This is a genomic window from Candidatus Nitrospira bockiana (assembly GCF_965152565.1).
In genome coordinates, this window is record NZ_OZ224215.1 from 4293840 (window position 1) to 4313376 (window position 19537).

Annotated in this window: 16 protein-coding genes and 2 pseudogenes; 6 read left to right on the plus strand and 12 right to left on the minus strand. The window is 56.3% G+C overall.

Features of this window, described 5'->3' with window-relative positions; genetic code table 11:
• Nucleotides 1-125: 125 nt before the first annotated feature.
• The 3 genes from ACWHYV_RS21075 to ACWHYV_RS21085 all read left to right on the plus strand — a co-directional run bounded on the left by ACWHYV_RS21075 (nucleotide 126) and on the right by ACWHYV_RS21085 (nucleotide 2344).
• Nucleotides 126-371 (plus strand): CopG family ribbon-helix-helix protein, encoded by a 246-nt coding sequence (locus tag ACWHYV_RS21075; RefSeq protein WP_447978460.1) that lies wholly within the window; start codon nucleotides 126-128, stop codon nucleotides 369-371.
• A gap of 2 nt (nucleotides 372-373) precedes the next feature.
• Complete coding sequence (locus ACWHYV_RS21080) at nucleotides 374-775, plus strand: putative toxin-antitoxin system toxin component, PIN family (RefSeq protein ID WP_447978461.1); 402 nt, start codon at nucleotides 374-376, stop codon at nucleotides 773-775.
• 459 nt (nucleotides 776-1234) lie between these two features.
• Nucleotides 1235-2344, plus strand: coding sequence for a hypothetical protein (locus ACWHYV_RS21085; RefSeq protein WP_447978462.1), 1110 nt, complete (start codon nucleotides 1235-1237; stop codon nucleotides 2342-2344).
• Nucleotides 2345-2904: 560 nt separating this feature from the next.
• On the opposite strand, the gene ACWHYV_RS21090 is transcribed toward ACWHYV_RS21085, so the two are convergent.
• Nucleotides 2905-4089, minus strand: coding sequence for an IS256 family transposase (locus ACWHYV_RS21090; RefSeq protein ID WP_447977236.1), 1185 nt, complete (start codon nucleotides 4087-4089; stop codon nucleotides 2905-2907).
• Between the two features lie 195 nt (nucleotides 4090-4284).
• On the opposite strand from ACWHYV_RS21090, the gene ACWHYV_RS21095 reads away from it, so the two are divergent.
• Nucleotides 4285-5166, plus strand: a complete 882-nt coding sequence (locus tag ACWHYV_RS21095; protein ID WP_447978463.1) for a PAS domain-containing protein — start codon at nucleotides 4285-4287, stop codon at nucleotides 5164-5166.
• Between the two features lie 44 nt (nucleotides 5167-5210).
• Here the strand turns inward: ACWHYV_RS21095 and ACWHYV_RS21100 are convergent, their stop codons facing one another.
• Complete coding sequence (locus ACWHYV_RS21100; RefSeq protein ID WP_447978464.1) at nucleotides 5211-5465, minus strand: DUF433 domain-containing protein; 255 nt, start codon at nucleotides 5463-5465, stop codon at nucleotides 5211-5213.
• A gap of 352 nt (nucleotides 5466-5817) precedes the next feature.
• Between ACWHYV_RS21100 and ACWHYV_RS21105 the strand changes: the two genes are divergently transcribed.
• Both ACWHYV_RS21105 and ACWHYV_RS21110 read left to right on the plus strand, forming a co-directional pair.
• Nucleotides 5818-6042, plus strand: a complete 225-nt coding sequence (locus ACWHYV_RS21105) for a type II toxin-antitoxin system HicB family antitoxin (protein ID WP_447978465.1) — start codon at nucleotides 5818-5820, stop codon at nucleotides 6040-6042.
• Nucleotides 6035-6255, plus strand: a pseudogene (locus tag ACWHYV_RS21110) (type II toxin-antitoxin system HicA family toxin). Before ACWHYV_RS21105 ends, ACWHYV_RS21110 begins: the two are co-directional and overlap by 8 nt.
• Nucleotides 6256-6493: 238 nt before the next feature.
• Here the strand turns inward: ACWHYV_RS21110 and ACWHYV_RS21115 are convergent.
• The 10 genes and pseudogenes from ACWHYV_RS21115 to ACWHYV_RS21160 form a co-directional block, all read right to left on the minus strand.
• Nucleotides 6494-6715, minus strand: a complete 222-nt coding sequence (locus ACWHYV_RS21115) for a type II toxin-antitoxin system HicB family antitoxin (protein ID WP_447978466.1) — start codon at nucleotides 6713-6715, stop codon at nucleotides 6494-6496.
• 332 nt (nucleotides 6716-7047) lie between these two features.
• Nucleotides 7048-7242, minus strand: a complete 195-nt coding sequence (locus ACWHYV_RS21120) for a DUF2283 domain-containing protein (protein WP_447978467.1) — start codon at nucleotides 7240-7242, stop codon at nucleotides 7048-7050.
• The gene (locus tag ACWHYV_RS21125) at nucleotides 7226-7501 is read right to left on the minus strand and encodes a DUF4258 domain-containing protein (protein ID WP_447978468.1); all 276 of its coding nucleotides are present in this window, start codon (nucleotides 7499-7501) and stop codon (nucleotides 7226-7228) included. The genes ACWHYV_RS21120 and ACWHYV_RS21125 overlap by 17 nt, the downstream gene beginning before the upstream one ends.
• 1062 nt (nucleotides 7502-8563) lie before the next feature.
• Complete coding sequence (locus ACWHYV_RS21130; protein WP_447978469.1) at nucleotides 8564-11386, minus strand: helicase-related protein; 2823 nt, start codon at nucleotides 11384-11386, stop codon at nucleotides 8564-8566.
• Nucleotides 11386-13455, minus strand: coding sequence for a hypothetical protein (locus ACWHYV_RS21135; RefSeq protein ID WP_447978470.1), 2070 nt, complete (start codon nucleotides 13453-13455; stop codon nucleotides 11386-11388). The genes ACWHYV_RS21130 and ACWHYV_RS21135 overlap by 1 nt, the downstream gene beginning before the upstream one ends.
• 2 nt (nucleotides 13456-13457) lie before the next feature.
• Nucleotides 13458-14786 carry a hypothetical protein gene (locus tag ACWHYV_RS21140; protein ID WP_447978471.1) on the minus strand — a complete coding sequence of 443 codons (1329 nt, stop codon included), beginning with the start codon at nucleotides 14784-14786 and terminating at the stop codon, nucleotides 13458-13460.
• A gap of 17 nt (nucleotides 14787-14803) precedes the next feature.
• Nucleotides 14804-15313 (minus strand): hypothetical protein, encoded by a 510-nt coding sequence (locus tag ACWHYV_RS21145; protein ID WP_447978472.1) that lies wholly within the window; start codon nucleotides 15311-15313, stop codon nucleotides 14804-14806.
• Nucleotides 15310-17414 (minus strand): annotated as a pseudogene (locus tag ACWHYV_RS21150) (3'-5' exonuclease). The gene ACWHYV_RS21145 and the pseudogene ACWHYV_RS21150 overlap by 4 nt, the downstream one beginning before the upstream one ends.
• A gap of 65 nt (nucleotides 17415-17479) precedes the next feature.
• Entirely contained in the window at nucleotides 17480-17695 is a 216-nt protein-coding gene (locus ACWHYV_RS21155) for a KTSC domain-containing protein (protein ID WP_447978473.1), read from the minus strand.
• Nucleotides 17688-19535, minus strand: coding sequence for an ATP-binding protein (locus tag ACWHYV_RS21160; RefSeq protein ID WP_447978474.1), 1848 nt, complete (start codon nucleotides 19533-19535; stop codon nucleotides 17688-17690). Before ACWHYV_RS21160 ends, ACWHYV_RS21155 begins: the two co-directional genes overlap by 8 nt.
• Between the last annotated feature and the right edge of the window lie 2 nt (nucleotides 19536-19537).

The window sequence follows — 19537 nt, forward strand, 5'->3', positions numbered from 1 at the left end:
CGGCGGAGACGAGCTGGCCGAAATCTTTATCTTCCGTCAGCAGCGCTGTCCGAGGACGATCCCTTTCGTGTCTCATTGACGTGGCTGGATGGTGACTGTATGATTTTGTCATACATGAGGCTGTGATGAAACGTAGGCGAGTTCCCGTCACTGTTTCGCTCCCGTCCAATCTGGCTGAGAGTTTCGACAAGCTGGCCAAGGAGGAATCAAAGAGCAAGAGTCAACTCTTCCGCGAGATGCTGACCTCCTATGAGCAGCGGCGCAAAGAAAAGCGCTTCCATGAGCTGCAACGGTATGGCGCAAAGAAAGCGAGGAAGAAAGGCGTCTTGACCGAGGCCGACGTGGAGAAGCTGGTGTTCCAGGGCCGCTGATCGTGCGGGTCGTCTTCGACACCAACATCTATATATCAGCCTTCGCCATTCCCGGAGGCAATGCCGACGAAGCCTATGCCGAACCCATCCGTGGGAGGTTTGAACTCTTCACCTCGGTTGCGATCCTGACCGAAACGGCTAGGGTCCTCCAAACCAAATTCGATTGGACAGAAGACAAGGTCCGGCAGGCGATTCACGACATCAGCGAAACGGCCAGGGTCTTACGACCTCGTCCAAGTCTTCACCTTCTCAAAGACGAACCGGACAATCGTATATTGGAATGCGCTCTCGCGGCTCATGCACAGTGGATCGTCACAGGAGACCGCCATCTTCTGGCACTGAAACATCATCGCGATTGCGACATCATTCCTCTGGCAAGCTTCTTGGCGCTGGTGAAGACGTAACGCCGGCCCTTTCTATCTAACGTCCTCCTCCTATGGCCTGGCCAAGCTTCGGCGCGCGGCCATTCCATTCTTTGCTGAAGTGACTTATTCCCTGGTAGGGCGTGCGTCGATTCGTGTGGCGGCTCTGATGTGGCGGATTTCTGAAGTGGGCGATTTCGTGCAACCGATAGCCATACTGGCGATACGTCGTGTGGATCTGCCGCCCCAGCTCCCCGCTCCGCTGAAACAAGACGCGTAACGTCGGCCGCTGAGCTTGCGTGTGCCGGCGGAGAATGTCGCGGATCACCCGATTGGCTGGGCAATGACATCTCCTAGAGACTGAGGATGGGCCACGAATCGAGCAAACGGTGAGCACTTAGACATCGCATTCTGAATCTGCCGTATCCGTGTTCCGAGAAGCTGGATTTACAGAAAGGGCTCGAACGGTCTAGCGTCAGGTAGCAAGTAAAGGAGAGTGTTATGACTCGGACGATCGTTCTCGCCCTTGCACTGTCAATGGCGGTTGTGTCGTGCGCCCAGACCTATCAACTGATCGACCTTGGAATCCAGCCCGGATTTGATACGTCCGAACCCACCGGGATCAACCGCTTGGGCCAGGTGTCCGGGTTCTCGTCCAGGAACAGCGGCACCTTCCGCCGCGCGTTCTTCTACGATAAGCCGGGCTGCAAGATGGTTGACGTTGGCGCCGCGGTGCCGGACGCCTCATCGGAAGCGACGGCCATCAACGACTCCGCGATGGTCGTGGGTACCTTTCGGCGCTCGGACGGTAGGCTACGAGCCTTCTCGTTTTATCAAGGCGTGTTCCGGGATCTAGGCGGCGATGACCGGCTGGACCAACATGCACTTGCGGTGAACAACGGCGGGAAGATCGTCGGGTTTCAGTCCGTGCCGGGGCTTTCCACCGAAGAAGCGGTGGCGTACACCAACGGCCAAGCCGTCACCTTTCCGACCTTTGTGGTGGTCCCACCGAGCGGAACCGCGTTCGTGAACAAGGCGACCGGGATCGGTGAATTCGGTGAGGTGACAGGGCCGCTGGCGGCTTCGGGAGGCTCGATCCTCGGGATGAAATTCTTCCCGGACCTGAACCGATGGTTTCAGATTCGCCCAGCCTCGCCGCACCCGCTGCTTGCCGACTTTGACCGCATCATGCGGCCGGCGGCGATCAATGCCAACGGGAACGTGACCGGCACCATCGGCAGCGCGGTACCCCATGCGTTTCTCTCGCGGAATCACTTCGAGCCCACACGGGATCTGGGGACGCTCGACCCGGCGCATCCGGAGTGGTTCAGCGTGGCGTACGGGATCAACGCCTCCGCTCAAGTCGTTGGCGTTGCGCAGACCGGCGCGGAGATCACCGCCTTCCTGCACAACGGCACCACGATGATTGACCTGAACACGCGGCTCTCCGGAGCCGCGGGGTGGCGGCTAATCGGCGCGGTCGCCATCAACGAGAAGGGCCAGATTGCGGCGCAGGCGTCCCTCAACAACGGACCGAGACGTGCCGTCCTGCTCTTGCCTGCCAGCCGTTTTGGCGGCATCGGGCAAATATGCCCGCCTGTACTGCCCTGATGTTCGGCAATTCGCTCTCACGCTGAGATAGGGAATCCGTATCCGGGGGACGATATGTACGAGGCTAACGTGACTCGATGCGTGGAGGATTCAGCGACGTCCAGGAAGGCCAGGGACGGGTACAAGGCCAAGGACGACCAAGATGAGTATCGGTGCCAAGGCGACCAGGAAGAATCGAATCATTAGCGTGTCAGTGTTGGTCTTACGGGTGCGGGATACGCACTTCACACCTTGTGCACATTCTTAGAGCAGGCTCAAAAAACCCGGTCAGAGGGGGACAGAAATGGCCTTGACCTAGATGTTGGGGTGTTTCGGCTGAAACCACAATGCTCAAAGAATGCGCAGAGTGGTGACGTGCAGCACTGGGGCGGAATTGACAAATTGCAAGGGCCGGTTATCCCCAACCGATCCCCAAAATCTCTGGATAGCGAGACAGACAGAAGTGTCTTACGCAAACGACCGGGCGAGTACAGGGATCTGAAAGCCACGTCCATGTCCTGAGCTTCACCGGGCCTTCAAGCCCACCTGAACGTGGCGCCGTACCCGCTGTGACGGTGATGTCAAGCCGCTTGTGTAAATTCCTGAAGGGTGTGCTGACGCCACTGCAAATTAAACCGGTTGAAGATCGAGTAAATAATCCGCTCCACACTCTGGACATTGACAAAGCAGACCATCGGGCGCGTCCGCCGACGCACTTCCACGAAGCAGCGTTCGATGGCATTGGTGGTGCGCAGCTTGCGCCGCAGTCGCGGAGGACAACTGAAGAACGCCAACAACTCGGGCAGATCCGCCAGCACCCGCGCGACCACGGTCGGATACGCGGCCTGCCAGTGCCGAGCGAACGTGCGGGCGGCGGCCTCCGCCTCCCGCCGATTGGGGGCCTGATAGATCGCCTGCACGGCGGCCTTGACGGCCGCATGATCCCGGCGCCGGACACGCCCGAGTACGTTGCGCAGCTTATGCACCCAACACCGCTGATGCGGGACCCTGGGGTAGACGGTCTGCACGGCGGCCGCTAACCCCGGACAGCCATCCGTCACGACGAGTTGCAGGTGCCGGCCCTCCAGGCCGCGCCGGTAGAGATCCTGCAATAAGCCCTCCCACGCTGCTTGGCTCTCGCCCCGGCTCCGGGTAAACGCCAGCAACTGCCGGGTCCCATCGGCCCGGATGCCGTAGGCGACTAACAGCTGGACGCGCTTGCGGCCGCTGGGGCGTCGGACGCGCAGGCTCACCCCGTCCAGAAACAGATAGCGCCAGTCGTCGGTCAGGGGCGCCTGATGAAACTGGGCCACGGCGTGGTCCAACGCCCGACTGAGGCGCGAGACCGTTTGGGCACTGACCGGCTCCTCCGTGAGCAACGCGATGAGGCGCCCCGCGGGCCGCGTGCTGATCCCGCGTAAGAACGCTTCGCGGATGAGCAGGGTCACCTCCGGCGCACGCCGCTGCAGGCGCTGGAGCCCCCGCGGCAGGAACGCCTGTCGCCGCGTCCGGGCCACGCGGACGCGGAGCGTCCCGAACACCGTCACGACCTCTCGTTCATAGAAGCCGTTGCGATAATCCGGCCGGCTCGCGTCCCGCTCATACTCCCGCACCCCCAGATACCGATCCCGCGCCTCGACCGAGAGTCGCTCCAGGCTGCGTTGCCACACCTCCCGGGTGTGGCGATGCAGATCGCCCCAGAACTGCTCGCGGACGTCGCTCATGAAATGTTGAAACTGCTCGGTCCACGGTGCTAGCGTGCTCATGGGTGTAAGCCCTCCGTTGTTGGAGAATGGGTTTGCCTGGACAGCGACCCAGCTTACACCCTTCTTCTTTTACACACACAACGTTACATCACCCGCTGTGACGACGCCCTTGTGGAGCTGAGATGACAGGCATATGATGGGTGCGCCTTACTGCTCGCCCACAGCCTGTTCTTAGATGGCGTTGGAGAGGGACCGATGGCGGCGCAGCGTAACGTCGGCAAAAAACAAGGCTCCGGGAAAACGACCCGTCGGTCGGCAACGAAGAGCGGGAAGCGCTCGGAGAAGAGCCGGACCGGGCGTCAGCCTTTTTCAGATGATCAGTTTCGTCTGATGGTCGAAGCGGTAAAGGATTACGCTATTTACATGCTCGATCCGAAAGGGCGCATTATGAGTTGGAATGCAGGCGCCCAACGGATCAAGGGGTACACGGCGTCCGAAGTGCTCGGCAAACATTATTCTATGTTCTTTACTCAGCAGGCGATCGAAGCCGGAAAGCCCCAGTTGGAGCTCGAGGGCGCAAAACGCCACGGCCGCTTTGAAGAAGAAGGCTGGCGTGTTCGAAAACTGGGGCCGCAATTTTGGGCCAAGGTGGTGCTCACGCCGATCTATCACGATGGCCGGTTGCGGGGGTACGTCAAGGTCACTCAGGATCTGACGGAACGAAAAGCGGCCCACGATGCACTGCTCGAGAGCGAGCAATGGCTGAAAACGACGCTGCAGAGCATCGGTGACGCGGTCATTGCAACCGATGCAGCGGGAGATGTGAAGTTCTTAAATCCGGCTGCGGAACAATTAACGGGATGGAAGCAAGCGGACGCGCAAGGCCAGCCGTTAGACAAGGTATTGGCGATTATCAACGAAGACACACGCCAGCGGGTGGCAAGCCCGTTCTTCAAGGTTGTGGCGAGTGGGAAGGTGGTCGGTTTGGCAAACCATACCGTCTTAATACGACGGGATGGCACGGAAGTCGTCATCGCCGACAGCGCCGCGCCCATCCTCAGTCAAGATGGACACATTGTCGGCGTCGTCATCGTGTTTCGCGAGCAAGAGCGGTCGACAGCGACCACAGTTGAATGACCGGAGAGCCGTGCCACAGCTCTGGTCGGCAAGGAAGCGCACAGTTAGCGGCGAGTTCTCTTATGAGGAATAGGAGCACCGACCAATACCGTTTCTTCGTGGGCGACGGTGTCGGCGGCATACCAAATGGCAGCCTGAATGTCGGCTTTGGTCAGTCGAGGGTACGCATCAAGCAGGTCGCCTTCGGTTGCCCCTTCGCCAAGCTTTCGGAGGATGAGTTCGACGGGGATCCGCGTGCCGCGGATGACAGGCTTGCCCATCATCACGTTCGGATTCATTTCGACGCGATTTGTAGTCATCGATACCTCGTTCGCCTTGGAATGACGGTAGCATACCGCAGCTCATGCGAATCACGCGGGGACGGCCGTAGGGCCGACGGCGTTGTTGAGCTACACAGCGTGGACTGACTGCTGGTGGGAAGGGGACGGCCGCGAAATCGGCGGCCTTCGACAACCCCGGTCCACTTTCTTTTCCGTCTGGCCGTCAACTCCTCAGGGGTCGTCTCGTATCTTCAATCGTATCGAGAAGATTGGCGAGGGCGATGGGGCGGTTAGGGATCCCGCGAGTCACGGCATCTGGGCATCCAGAGAGGCATCGGCTATAATGCGTCCCGCCATCAGTCGGCGCTCTTTGGAAGCGAGGTCGAGAGCCATGGCACCAAAAAGCTATACGGCGATTGTCGAAAGGGAAGGTGCTGGCTACGTCGCGCTTTGTCCGGAATTGGACGTGGCCAGCCAGGGAGACACGGTCGAATCCGCCACAGCGAACGTGAAAGAAGCCGTCGAACTCTTTCTTGAATGCGCCGATCCCGCCGAAGTCGAACGCCGCCTCCACACGGAGGTGTTTGTGACCCGCTTCGAAGCGGCCAATGGGTAAGCTTCGCATCCTCTCCGGACGAGACGGCTGCCACATCCTCGAACAGCATGGTTTTCAGATGGTCCGTCACCGCGGAAGCCACATCGCATGCAATGGCGATCAGAGCTCGGCACAATCACCGTCCCTGTCCCGGATCACTCGGAACTCAGGCTTGGAACGCTGCAGTCGATCATTCGGCAAAGTGGAGTCGCGCGAACCGCGTTCGAAAGCTAACATTCACAACGAGCCTGATCTCCCTCGTCCCCTGTTTCGTATCGAAACCGAAAAACAACACGCGACTTTTTCTTAGGACATCGCAGCCGCAATCGGCCGAGCTAAGTCGTCCTTCCAGGGCGTTCGACCGCGATCATCGGCCACGGTAGGCCTCTCGGACTTGCCCCGCTGTGGCTCCCACCTTCCCGTAAGAAGCGAACGCCATGGCGTTCGAGGTGACGGATCAAATGGATCCGTTTCATGAAATGGAGGCGAGCGGCTCGCGAATCACAGTCTTGTCCCGAAGGCTTTCCTCGGCCAGAGCTCGGTTTGTTTCCAGGACCAATTGGACGGCTTCTCGGAGATTAGCCCGGGCTTCCTCCAGCGTTTCACCTTGGGTATTGGCACCAGGCAATTCTTCCACAAATGCGATGTACCCTTCAGGCACTTGCTGGAATACGGCAGTCAATTGTTCTTTCATGACAGTCTCTCCTTGCGCGGGAGTATTCCAGATCCTGAAGGCCAGCCCATCTCCTACCAGCTCGCGAGGTCCAGCACTCAAACGACGTGACGTCTTCTCCGAAACGACGGCGGTTTGAAACTGCAGTAGAATGGCGGCCTCGGCGGTCCTCGACGAAAGGAACGGCCCCATGAAGCGGTCTAACCGCATGCCCAGGAGGTCTGGGGGTTTACTATTTGAAAAGACTCCCCGGACATCTTCTTCTCCCTGGCCGCGGGCGTGAAAACCAAGGAGAATGCTGTCCGGGTTGAATCGAGAGCGTTGACGTGGTGGCTCATCATGCAGCCGTGAAGCTAAGCCACGGCGTATTCTAATGTCCGTGGATCTTCCATCCGCTTTGAGGCGTTCAAAATTTCGAGCCCCACGATATTGCCGTCCTTGTCGTAGTCGAGGATGATGCCTGGCTTCTCCTCGTCACTTTCCTCCACGGGAGCGGAACTGAACTCTATGGTGAGCACATCTACCTCTTGGTCATATTTCACTTTCATGATGCCCTCCAATACTTCGCAATTTTGTTGGTGCGGTAGACGGCACCACGACAGGGGGATTCACCGTCTCATTGACCATGACCCGCAAGAGATATCGCTTTCCACTGATCTCCACGCGTGATTGATAACAAGTGATGTTTTCCAACTCGGGGGTCTTCTGCTCCGGCGCACGCAACACTTGCTCCAAAAGCTCTCGCGCAAGCTTGCGTTTCTCCAACTCTTCCAGCAGGTGCTTCGAATAGTGGAACCTCAGTGTCATGGGTCGCCCTCGGTCAAGTCGAGCTCCGCTGTCCCGTCGGAGACGCCGTCTTCGGGAAGTTCTCGGTCATTAGGCTGTAATCATCAGAACCACGGCTCCGGCAGTGACAACTCCTACCCAAACTTGGGTCCGGCCTTGCGAGCATACATGCGCGGCTCGGTTTGCTTCAACCGCCGACTGACCGTGGCCGGATGCATGGCTAAATGGTCCGCAATCTCCGCGAACCGATAGCCATATTGTCGATAGGCCTCGGAAATGAGCCGCGCCGGCTCTCTTTTCCGCTCAAACAGCGCGCGCAACGATGGCCGCTGTGCCTGCGTCTGCTGCCGGGGAACGTCACGGATCACCCGATTGGGTTGGTGTTGTGCTACGAACTCTCCGACCCCAGATAGACCTGCCCCTTAACCTGGTCCCACGGCCGCGGTCCGCCTCGCCCTTCGGCCACGAACGCGCGATATTTCTCCTGCGCGGTCTCACCCGCTGGCCGAATTGGCTGAGCACCCACTCGGTGGTCAACCAGGCGGGGCCGCGCGTCTCGCCTGCCGTGGCGCGATAGCGGCTCCAGCTCCACTGCCGGAATCGGGCAACGAGCTTCGCCCGCACCGGATTCAGGACCACATAGCGGCACAGCTCCAACAAATGCGCATCCTTTTCCACCAGGATTGCGGTAAACCGCCCCTGAAAGAGATGCCCAACGCGATGATGCCGGCGATTGTAGGTCTGTGTATACCGGCCGTTGAGCTGCCGCATGCCGAGCGACAGATTGGGCTGCGGTGTCTCGATCAGGAGATGTGGTTGTCCATCAGGCAGTAGGCATGGCACAACCAGGCGTAGCGATCGACGACATGGGCCAGGAGGGTAAGCCACTGGAATCGGTCACGGTCGTCGGCGATGATGTCCTGTCGGGCATTGCCCCGACTGGTGACATGTTACACCGCGCCGGGAAATTCAATGCGAAGCGTATGCGCCATGGGGCCGGAGTCTATCCCGCTCGATATGCGATTGCCAGACCTGAGGTGACCCTCTTTCTGGATTACGATATCGCTACGACTATACGATACTTTAGACTTCCAGCCTTAGAGACAATTGATGAGCGATGGTCTCCGGAAGAGGAACTCTGGCGGACAATTTCTCGGTGCATTGCTCGTTGAGATCAAACTTCTCGCCCATTACCACACTGAACCAACGTTCCCGGTCAGTGACCACTCGAAACACCTTTTCATCCTGGGTCGCGCTCAAATAAGGCAGATAGACATAGATAGACTTCCCGCTTCGTTCCGCTTTCGCTCCTACACGATCCACACGTCCTGTACGTTGTTCGAGGGTACTGGGGTTCCAACACAGATCATGATGAATGACGTGACGGCAATTGAGATGCAAATCGACTCCTTCCGCCATCACACTGCTCGCCACAAGTATTTCGGGATAGAAAGGCGTGTTAAACGCTAACATCAGCCGCTGCCGTGTCGCTTGTTGAGTCGTGCCATTGACAAGTCGCACATTGGGCAGGATCAGCTTTGAGTCCTCTCCCTGCAGCTCGTCGTCGCTATAATTGGCCGCCATCCGGTCAAGGTGGGAGCCTGTTTGAATACTACAAACAGCATCTATAAATGCGTTCCGGCTGAACTCGTCACATTGATTCTCCAGAAACCCGAAGAAATCATGTAAAAGCCTGCTCAGTGTCATGCCGGACTGATCTGGCTTATGAAGGGCCTCCCGCATGTCGCCCTCCTGTAGCCTTCTCCGCTCATGTAGCGGGAAGAATCGTACTAGGAACGACGGCGTGCGGACGACGCGCCGAACTGCGTCGGCAAGGTCCTCGCTGTGCCGAGCGAGCGACGGGTAGCCCTTGAGGATATCGCCGGCCTCTGCATCACAAGCGCGCCGTACTGGAGAGTCCTCGTCAAAGAATCGTTTGCCCAGCCTATCAAGTTCCTCAAACACGGCGGTGGGGGCACAGCCAAGCGCGGAAGAACCAAGGTGGCGAATTTCTTCTTTTAAGGCGTGGGAAATCGCTCGACGCAGTGCTTTCCCCGTAGCAACGAAGTGGCAAAACACAAGCACTTTTTCGCCAAGGCGCCAACTCTCGATGACACGCCTCGTGGTGGCCGCTACTTTCGGATGGCTTATTGAAGCAGATGCAAGGTTCTTGGGCACGAATGCGTCTAGCTGTTCAAGATACCAATGCAGCTCCTCACTCTCCGGCGCACCGATGGGTACGTCGTCGTCTGCATCAGTGGCTTTCGACACTTTTCTTAATTGGGCCTCGTGCCGGGTATTCAAGAAGGCTTCGTAGCTCGATGCGAGTCCTTCGGCGAAAAGGGCTCGGCTCTGGGAAGAACAAGTAGTGGCCCGAGCTGCGAGAAGGAACGGTACCATCGCATCGCCATTTACCTCTAACCCGGTTACCGCTCCGATCTCGTGACCGTCAATGATGGCACGTCCGGGCAGTCGGACTCTGCGAGATACTGCATCGTGAGGAACTGGCAACTTCCTCGCTTTCAAATGGCGGATGACCCAGGGTTTCAAGAGCGCTTCTGCGGTCCGCATCTTCTCGTAAGCGGTTTCATAGCATCGGACGACCCTATCAACTTCTGGGGCGTTTCCGTTACGGCCGCGTACGAGTTCCCACCATTTGTCGACGTCGTCGCAGACGCATCCATCAACCGTGAGATGTTCGCCTTTGAGCCGGCCCCATGCGTCATCGAGACGTAGGGCCGCCTCCTGAGCCGCGTCTAAAGCTTTTCGCACGGCTAATAATTTGTCCTCGAACCATTGCTTCCCGTGGTGACGAAGGTTCCACGCCACTCCCTTGAACCGCTCCAGCACGGAACACAGTTCTCCATGCCCCAGCTGAAATGGGGTCGCCGTCAGAAATAGCATCCGCTCGAACACCCCTGCCAGGGCTCCACGCCCCACCTCTTCCATATCGTCCGAAGCTTCACGGCAACGGAATAGGGATGCAAGTTGTGTGGCATCGTTCTTAAGGTGATGCGCCTCATCGAGTATCAATAACGGCAACCGCAACCGAGCCCTTTGCAGGCAGTCTTTCCACGCCGGGCGAAGAGCTTCCTGAACAGCCCGGCGCGCATCTTGAAGCCGCTCGGAGAAATATTCTGACTGCCGACGTGGAATCCTTTTTAAGGCCTCAAACAGTTCGTCGGTATTCAACCGATCAAGCACGTTCACTACCGCCCGGGGCACTGGGTCATCATCGAGACAAGGGGGGCCTTCTTGCGCAAAATGGACTCCCCATCTCTTAAGTAGGGGCAACCAGTTGCTGGGGTGTTCTCTGAGCAGCTCACCCCAGAGTTCAGGTCCGTAATCCTTATCCATCCATTTAAGCCATAAGAGCGCACCCAAGATCTTACAAAGATCGCGCTTAAGGTCATCGATGCCGTGCCGGCGGCGCAGCGCTTGGCGTATGAGCGCCAGTTTCACCCACTGATCGGAAAGACCTCGACTCATCGCACCGTGAGTCACGAAAATGATCGCGCATCGGCGCTCCACCGGATCGTCCAGATATTTGAGAAACTCCTCGGCCCGTGTGGCCTTTCCACACCGCATCGTCTCCCCCATCGTCCGGAGGAGACACCGAGACACGAATAGAGAGAAATCCCTCGGCCATTTGTCTTGAAGTGACGGCGGTACCATTACGACCACGGGCCGGCGGCGTCGGTTGGCGATTGCGACAGATACTGCCACGGCAAGTGCGACAAATGTCTTACCCATCCCCACTTCATCAGCCAGAACGACACCTGGTTGATCCTTGAGACGGCGCAAAATCTCCTCGGCCGTTGTTTTTTGTCTGGCAGCGTCCTCAGCCGAAATACGGCCCTCGACATACAGATTAATGTGCTTGTAAAAGGGGTACAGGTGCGACATCAGTACTCTTTGTTAATACGTCCAAACACCCGCTCTAGGTACTGTCCCAGAGGTCTCTGCCGACCATCGGCTGACAAGGAGACGCGAGCGATTAAGTCATGCGCCGCGGCGTGGAGGGCCTTTCGGACAATATGGGCGGGCAACGTTCCTGGCCCACTCTTGGGTTTGACCCGCGTAAGTTCCAACGCCAATTCCGCAAGCAGAAAAGATCGTTCGTCGTCCGTCTTGGCCTCACGAAGGAGCGCGGAAGCCAAAGCCATGACGCCGACTGGCCCATTGATACGCCACTGCAGGCATTCATCACTGAGCACTGGGCGCTCGAGTCGAGACCGTAGACCGGAAAGGGCCCAAGAAAACCGCCGAGTGCGCTGAAGCAAGAACCCACTTGTATCGACACGCTTATGGGGGTCGAGATCGATCGACAGAGATGAGTTCTTGTCCTTAACGCTCGCTTTTTTCTTTAAATAGCCTCGCATCGCTTCATGGAGCGGGCGTGCGGATGTGAGGATCTCGATTAACACATCAAGAGGCAAGTCCCTTAGCTCATCAGGCGGAGGCAAATCCCCGGCCGACGAGACATTCACTGGCCACCAGGCCTTTCCGCCGGCCTTTTGCCATGTCACCCACAGTCCGGACGGCGGCCTGCCTTTCCACGGCAGCGCATAGAAATTCGGGCTCCCGGCTCTGTGCCATTCCTGCTCCGTGAATCTCGCCAGCTCGTCCTCATCAAGAATTCTCCAGTCACCGGGGAGATTGTCTCCAAACGTAAGAATGATTTCTCCGTCACCTCCCGCCTTCCCTCGATACGTCGCGTTTAGAAATCCCGACGGCAGCAGTACTGCCTGCTGAGGCGAATCAACTCCTATGTCTGAGGCAGCAATAAATTGCAGCTCGGATTCAGGCTTCGAAATAGGTTCGATCAGCGGGAACCTGCGCTCAAAGTCTACATAAGCGCCGCGTGGAGCTTGTTTGATGTCGAGGAGGTACGCCAAGTTCGCCTCGTAATTGGCAACCGCGCCTATCCCCGTTCCTGCGGATGTGAAGTTCGACGATCCGATGACGAACAGGACCCAGCGGTCGTCTTCCAACCAGATCTGCTTGGCATGAAGCGGTCGGTCCAGATCCGTTGTCAATCTGCTGAATGCTACGGAACAGGAATCGCGTGGTGGCCGAGTCGTGAGCAGCGAGTGCGGCGCGCGGACAAGTAATTGCTTTGAGGCTGGGTTGTCTTCAGTTTCAACACAGTAATCGACCGTCGCCTCTCCTCGTCTTCGTAAAATGTTCCAGAGCGCTTCCGCCGGCGGATTGATCTTTGCCTCAGGCGGGTCGAAGAACGGACTTACAACCCACGCTAAGTGTGGTGGGCTAGCGCCAGGCCAGATGGATGAGACTTGAGTGAACAGATCTGGACGGCCAGATCCGGTCAACACTATGCTTACTCGAAGCGGCTGTCGAGCGTGCTCATCTCCGGACGAACCCCACGTCCGGGAGAGAGTCTCCACACGATCGAGGAATCGGCGCATCCGCTGAAGCGGAAGCGAATCATCCTGAGCGACCGCCACATCCGCCACATGCCTGAGATACTGCAGGATTTCTTGCAAGAGGGGCCTTGGAGCCTCCGACCCCTCGTGGTAATCCACTACGCCATAGACTTCACGGTTCCGGCGATACCCGTCCTCCGTGAGGTTTGCCGAGCCAATGATGAGACGGACCAATTTGGACCAGCACAGAAGCGAGATTTTGGCGTGGAGAATGCCGCGATCAGATCGAACAGCATGGAGATCCCACCGAAGACTTCGTGCACCTTTGCAATGATGCTGGTCAACCAGGACCGCCGCGCAAGCCACCTGCGAGAGCTTCTCCTCTCGCTCAACCAGATAGACCGGGCCATCCTCTGTTGCGTCGGTTTCCAGTTTCAGAAAACGGCCAAGGCATTCTTCTTCAAAGAAGGCAGGAGAAAACGTGAAGGTGGTGGCGATGCACCCGACCGGATCACCGGCATCGTTAGGCGGCTCCCAGGCATCAAGTAACTTGCCATGGCCTGCTGGTATAGCGTTCTCGTCGCCCACTCCTACACCAACCTCAAGTCCTCGGCAAAAGACCACAGGGAGCTCAATCGATAGGCGTGGACATAGCTGTCGTCGCCAATCCCACCCTCTTCTCGTAGATATCCTGGGCGAACCATATAACTTCCATCGTCGAATCGCTCCACCCAAGGAAGCTTTCCATTCGGAGGCTTTTGTATCTGCACCCGTCGATGGTGCTCAAGCAGTCGTTGAACCCACTCCTTCGGAGTCGCCTTCTCTGAAACAAATTGGAAAGACTGAATGAATCCAGAAGATGCTCCGAACAGATACAAACAATCCGTAATCCTTCCAAACTGGCCCGGCACTCTGTCACATGCTTCTCGCACCAATTTACGCTCTGCAAGTTCTAATGCGGCTACCCGGCCCTTACTCTTCGATAAGATATACAGACATTCATCAAACGCATCTTGAAGGAGGCGAGCGAACACCTCATACGCGTCGATAGCCAGCAGCAACTCCTTCAACGACGGCGATGCAACAGTACGCAATGCCTCGTGGAACGGCCTTTCAGACCACACGCTATCGGTGTCATTGCGTTCTCGGACCTTGTGATAGACATTCATCCCTTGTGCGGACTTGAGAAAGTCCATCACTTCTCGAGTGAAGCCTTTTTCATGGCCGACTAGTAAGGACGCCAACATTCGGCGCTCTTTCGCCCCCGCATCGTACGGTCCTAAATGATCGGCGATTCGTTGCCAACCTTGCCATGATCCTGAGCGATCAACAGCCCCCTTCCGCAGCCCGTCCTTCACTGCGTCTTGCCAGGTTTTGAACAGATCAGCACCCTGCCCGTGTACAGACTCGTAGAATCCTCGAAGCCCTTGCTCATCTCGCCATATCCCGAGTAAGCGATACCCCATCTCGCCCAATCTGCCATCATCCTCGATGTCCAGTGTCCTGGCGAGGAGTCGGTACACCCCGTGGAACCCGAAGACGTTCGGTGTCTTAAGATACCTTCGAGCGGAGAGAGGAACGCGATCAGCAATCGCACGGCTGGCTTTGTCTCGCCCCGGGAGCCCAGACAGTCGTTTGTTGTCCTTGATACATCGGACAAGCCCTTCAACCACATACCACTCGAACACTTGCCACGGAGGACTGATACCATCCGACGCAATCGTCTCATCATCGAATTCGCTACAAATCGCAGCCGAGACTGCAGTGAGCGTCAAAAAACGAGGGTGACTCATGCGTTCTCGAACGCCAGGGATCAATTTCGTACCGAGAGCATCAGCGATCTGATAAAGCCCCAGAGGGTCGAGCGTCCCTTCGGCACTGACAACGGGGTCCTTGGCTGAGAGCAACGGCATCAGCATCGGCCAAATCCACTCGATTAGATGTAATACTTAAATTGAAGCGGCGGAATATTGGCCAGGGGGCCGGCGGTAAGTATCTCACCGACCGAGTACGCAAATTTCAGAGTAACCGGCTCTCCATCTGCAAAAATACAAGCGTTGTAGTTCAGCTTCGTCAGCGCCATGACGTCATTTAACACATGTTTTTCTCGGCGCCCTCGGATCATCTGGTTGATCGGATGCTTTCGCCAATCTGAAAGAATGGTGGCCTGTTTGTAGAAACCAACAAACTTTAGTACAGAATCTCTTGGATCTTTTGCATAAAACAGTACTGTCCATCCGCGCTGGAGTCGTGTCGGCAACTGGGGTGGAGAATGCTCTTTTCCCATTCCCCTGATGTAACCATAAGCTTTACTATCTAAAAACCTTTTGAAATTCCAACGCTCCGAACCGTCGCCCTTATGTTTCCGGATAAACTCATGATCGCCCTTGAGGAAGGAGCCGCTGTAATTGTCCGACCAACCGACATTGCAGAGCAGTAATTTCATGATGACTTCAGATCATCCAAGAACTCCGATGGCGGTTTGACACTTGTTATCAGCAAATAGTCACGCGCGCGAGTGCAGGCGACGTAGAGGAGATGGCGCTCGGTGTCATAGACTTCCTGCAAGTCTGCGTCGTCTCCTACGGTTTCGATTCGTTCTTGAAGGGGGATGATCTCATCGTCACAGGCCATCACGGCTACTGCGCGGAACTCCAACCCTTTAGCAAGGTGCATCGTGCTGATTGAGGTAAACCCGCTGGAGGTCTCGACGTGTTCATCGAGAATCTTAAACGGAATACCAGCCTTCTCAACTGCCGCGCGGGCACGGGGCAATTGTGCTTCGGAACGGACAAACACGCCAAACTCGTGAGGTGCCACCCTGCCTTCACGTGTTCTGACATCCACGTGCTGACTGCCTTGATCTCTTCCTTCTCATCGCTATGAACCTGAATTAAAGGCGGCGGTCCATTAAAGAGGGACACGGTATCCCGCCGATCATCTATGTTGCCGTCGACATCCGCTACCTGCGCCCCTAACAGGCGATCGGCCTGCATTCGGATTTGATGCGATGTTCTGTAATTGACTCGGAGCGTGCGCGAACGTCCCCGGATGTCGATACCCAAGGCTTTCCAAGAGAACGGTTGCTGGAAGATCCGCTGGCCAAGATCGCCGGAGAAAAACAGTGCGTTAGGACGATTCCCGCCCAATGCGGCGAAGAACCGCAGCTGCGCAACGCCGATGTCTTGCGCCTCATCTATTACTGCATAGTCAAACGGAGGGTGCTTCCCGTTGCTCAATTCCGAAGCCAGGGCCGTAAATACCGCGGCCTGCGTGGTCAGGCTTCGATCCTTGAGTCCCACACGACACCGTTCAAAAATCAACCATAAGATCGTCCGTTGAACTTCGGGCAACCTCGTCTTGCGGCCAAGTCTGGCGACGTCCCGATAGGCTTCCCAACTACCCAACTGCCATGCGTCTACCACCTGTTCCCACTCGCTGAGCAGAAAGGAGTGACTAAACTTATGGCCGCCGACCGATTGAGAAGCCGCCCTGAGAATGTCATGCACATCCTTTCTGCTTGCAAGCCTGACCGGTCCGATCAGCGACTTGTAGAGCCTGACTCCCAGTCCATTCAGCGAATGGACGTCGATGCGTTCTCCAAGTCGTGGTTCATTGCCGATTAATCGCCGCAGCTTGGTATGCAATGCATGAGCAAGCGTGTCAGAGAATGTCGCTAGCAAGACGCGGGCATCGGGGTTCGTGCGCGCCAAGAACGCGGCGCGATGCAGCGCCACGATCGTCTTTCCTGTGCCGGCTGAACCGGATACTCTCGCTGGGCCGCTATAGTCCCGCTCAACCCATTGTCTCTGCGCCGGGTGGAGAAAGATCGTCCACTTCTCCCAAGGGAACTCAAGCGCGCGCTGAAGCTCTTCAGCATTGGTAATGACGCGAAAGCGGCGCTGTGCGTCGGGATGATCGAAGGAGGCCTGTCTCGCGTACATAGCGACTGGCTCTGCCACTTGGCCAGCGATCGCGAAAGACACCGCTGGTTTGCCTCCTGTCGCGAGTTCCAGTAGCGCCTCCGCTGCCTCGCCCGGCAGATGCTCGACTAAGGATAGAAGTGAATCCTCAGTGGCCTGACGGACGTCTGGCAACCATTCCAGTGGTACACCGAAGCTCAAAAGCTCACCATCGGGAACCTGAGGGAAAAGTGTCTGCGGCGGCTTGGCGGCGTGTGAGGCTTCGACATATTTCGGGACCACAATCTCCTGCACTGTTTCACGGATCTCCACTAATTGAGCCGCGCCGGTCTTCGGATGTATCTCCAGCTTTCGGCGCTCGGCCCACTCATAGGCTTTCTCATGATGAGCGACGTAGCACAGTAACACGCTCCCTGGCGTACGGTGGACAATCAGTCGAATGTCCTTGTTGACACGAACCGACCAAAAGTTCTTGTCCTTCGCTTTATTAAGTTTATGAAAATTGAAGCCGGGATTGGCTGGATTGAGCTGAAGGTCAAAAGCCGTCATCTTCACAGCCTTCTGCTCGTCCCCAGTTAGGCAGGATAGGCTATCAGTAAAGGTGTCGGAGATCCTAAATTCCATTGCCTACGATTATGTGGCGGAGGCTGCAAGCGTCTCAGCGCGATATTTATACGGAGATGATCAAATCACAATTTCCCACACTGGTACCGATTCTTAACGTTAGTGTTGAAATACGTTCCTTTGGAATCAGAAAGCATCAATTCATTAAACACCCACTCTTCAACCTCATAATAAACATACGTTAACCCTGATCTGAGAAAACGCACATGTAGCTCTTGTGTTTCGCGATCGTAGCCTATGGCCTCTATGTTAGACGAATCGACAAGTTGCATTTCAGGCATTATCACCCTCTGGAATCTCAACCGATGTGGCTTGAGCACGCCAATTAGCCAAAGCGCGAGAATACAGACCCCCGTCGGGACGTTCTGACGATTGCCATACGTCCGGAAGTTTCGGATCGTCTCCTATGGGCTTTTGTTTTGCTTTCCGAACTCGTACTCGCGAGGGAATTGGCATGACCTCGCCAAGAAAAAGGCCTTCCCCAGTGCGAAGCGATGGCAACTGTTCTACGAGTCCGCCGAGGTCATCGGGAATTGCCGCGGCAACTTTGGCGCGATCAGCTGCGTTCGTTATTCTTAAAGCGATCATTGACCCACACTGACTCAACACCGTGTTGTCTATTTCTAAAGGGCGTTGCGTAACCAACATCAGACCCGTCCCGTACTTTCTCCCCTCTTTTGCAATCATCGATAACGTTCGATGAGCTGAGGTATCAGCGCCTTCGGGGGCAAAGCGATGAGCTTCGTCAAGGATCACTAATAGAGGTTGCTGCCGGCCGCCAACAGGAAGATCCTGAGCCCAAAAGAGCATATCGTAAACTACCCGCAGCATAGTGCCGACAATTATCGGAAGGACTTCAGAAGGGAGCCCAGAGACATCAAATATGGTTATCGGCTTATCGTGGCCAACCCAATCCCTAACAAGAGAGTCCAAGTCGCTTGTAATTCCCCCCTCGAGATCTGGCTCATAGCCACCGCCCGGAGAAAATAAAAATGAGAAGCGGCCGTCCTTTAGGCGACTACGCATGAGATCGAGATGCCTTTCTATATTACGCTTCCGCTGGTTCTTGTAAGGTGGCTGATTATAAGGACTGGCTGGAGGATACCTGTCAGACTTTAATTCATTTGCATTACCGACCTGAACTGGGGCGTTAGCCGTTGTGTCTGTCTGCTGGTTTGCGGAATTAAATGTGATTCTTTCAAACCTATCCAGCTCATACCAAAGACGTTTGATACTGAACGGGACAGGGGAATCTGCAGTTAGAGTCTCCATAGGGGGAGGAATGACAAGGCGACTAGCGGCTGCAGTCTTCATATCGAGAACTTCATCCCTAATGGCGGCCTCGTGGTTTGGTTGAAGCCCACCCAAGGTAAGGTGTTGAAGCTCAGAAAATGGAAGTGCCCAAAATGGAACCCAGAGAGGCTTTTCACCGGCCTCTTCGTTTGGTCGAACTCGGAATACTTTAGCCTTGTCGCTCAGCGCGGTGGCGTATTCCCCATGTGGGTCGATGACAATCGCACGTGCCCTCGGAAAACTCCCATCTGCAACCGACTCCAGAAGAACGGTAACCAGATTTGATTTTCCACTGCCCGTAGAGCCAACAATTGTGCTATGCCTCGAGACTAGCCCGGCTATGCTGATATCTGCGGATATGCCGGATGTAGCGGCGATACGGCCAACAGAAATGGTACCTTTTTTACCTTTGGCCCATCCGTAAATTATTTTTAAATCATCATTAGTAACGAGATGAACCTCATCCCCAACAGTGGGGTATTGGCCCACGCCTCTCTCAAACTCTGAGCCCAAGCCTTCGCCAAAAAGAACAATGGTCATCCACCGATAACCTGCAATGCGAAGGGAAGAATCCTCCTCCAATACTTCACTGAACGTCGGCCCAGCACTAGCTGTTGGCGCCGCATCTGCCCCTATCTGAGTGCATACGGCATAAAGATTTGCGTAACCAAGTGGAATGCGAAAAAACCCGCCGATCTGTCCGACTCGGTAGGATTCTCCTCCGATCATGACAAGGGTCGATGGCATATCGTCACGAAGACGCACGCGGACGACTGCTCCAGTTACTGAAGCAACCTGCCCAATGTACGTTGGATCAGCAAGCGGCATGG